The following is a 1,206-nucleotide window of genomic DNA, read 5'->3' on the forward strand; positions in this document are numbered from 1 at the left end:
AAGATCCACGACGACATCACCCTCGTGATCATAAGGCACACATAGCCATGACAACGCTGTTCGGGACCCCTGACGTTGCAACTGGGATGAAGGAGAGCGTCAGTCGCGTGCGGCTGTTCGACGGACCTCTCGACTTGAGTTGGCGTCATTGTGCCACGACCTCGGACTTCATCGCCGATCTTTTCGCATTGCGCTTCCGGTCGTCCCGCAATGACTACATGGAAGTGCGTCACAGCATTGGATATCTGGTCAACGAACTCATCGAAAACGCCGTCAAGTTTCGCGCACCGGGTGAGATCTTGATCGAGGCGTCGATGGATTCGGAATGCTTCAAGCTCAAGGTGNTGCCGTCAAGTTTCGCGCACCGGGTGAGATCTTGATCGAGGCGTCGATGGATTCGGAATGCTTCAAGCTCAAGGTGTCGAATGACGTCGATGGTGAAGATGCGTCCGAGTTCCAAAGTCTCCTGGCAGACATCACGGTTGGCGACCCCATGGACCTGCTGATACAGCGAATTGAAGCCAATGCCGCGAACCCCGACGTAAGAGGCTCCGGACTTGGATTGCTGACGTTGATGAGTGACTACGGTGCGCGCCTAGCTTGGATATTCAGCGCCGCCGACGAAAGCGATCGGATTTGCGTGGAGACATATGCCTCCATTCCGATCTCGCAAATTCACAACTAAATGAAACGAAGCCAGGCTATGGAAATCAAGACAGACGACTACCGCGTATGGACTGAAGGAAGCGAAATTTTCTTCGACGGTGCAATGCNCTATGGAAATCAAGACAGACGACTACCGCGTATGGACTGAAGGAAGCGAAATTTTCTTCGACGGTGCAATGCGGCTTGCCAGTTCCGACGCCGGTGCGCCTGTCACGGCGTTGGCGACCAGTGTGCTTGCCTCGAATCCCGCTTCCATTACGCTCAATCTGAAGGACCTCCACTTTCTCAACTCTTCCGGCATCAACCTGCTGGCGAAATTTACCATCGAGGTGCGCAAGCATCCCGATGTTCGACTGGTCGTGCGCGGAACGCCCGACATACCCTGGCAATCGAAATCATTGCCGAATCTGAAGAAGCTGCATCCTGCTGTGGTGCTGTTGATGGACTAAGGCCTGTTGAGATTCAGGATTGAACTAAACCGCTGCCGCGGTAGCTGATGCGCGGGTCTGGCCTGAGGAGGTCCCTGTCTGAGAAGATTTG

2 protein-coding genes and 1 pseudogene are annotated in these 1,206 nt (G+C 54.4%); all 3 read left to right on the plus strand.

Annotated features, from left to right (window positions below; genetic code table 11):
* Nucleotides 1-47: 47 nt before the first annotated feature.
* Nucleotides 48-344 (plus strand): annotated as a pseudogene (locus X744_RS1000000174280) (ATP-binding protein); the annotation flags it as partial.
* A 32-nt stretch (nucleotides 345-376) separates the two neighbouring features.
* Nucleotides 377-685: an ATP-binding protein gene (locus X744_RS1000000174285; RefSeq protein ID WP_023763226.1), complete on the plus strand. Its 309-nt coding sequence runs from the start codon at nucleotides 377-379 to the stop codon at nucleotides 683-685.
* A gap of 91 nt (nucleotides 686-776) precedes the next feature.
* A complete protein-coding gene (locus tag X744_RS139800; RefSeq protein ID WP_023763227.1) occupies nucleotides 777-1,115 on the plus strand; it encodes a hypothetical protein in 339 nt (112 codons plus the stop codon).
* Nucleotides 1,116-1,206: the final 91 nt, after the last annotated feature.

It is taken from the genome of Mesorhizobium sp. LNHC252B00 (genome assembly GCF_000502955.1).
GTDB lineage: Bacteria > Pseudomonadota > Alphaproteobacteria > Rhizobiales > Rhizobiaceae > Mesorhizobium.

Bases quoted from the DNA above. Each gene is read 5' to 3' on its own strand.
- X744_RS139800 (WP_023763227.1), top strand. From the start codon at position 777: ATGGAAATCAAGACAGACGACTACCGCGTATGGACTGAAGGAAGCGAA.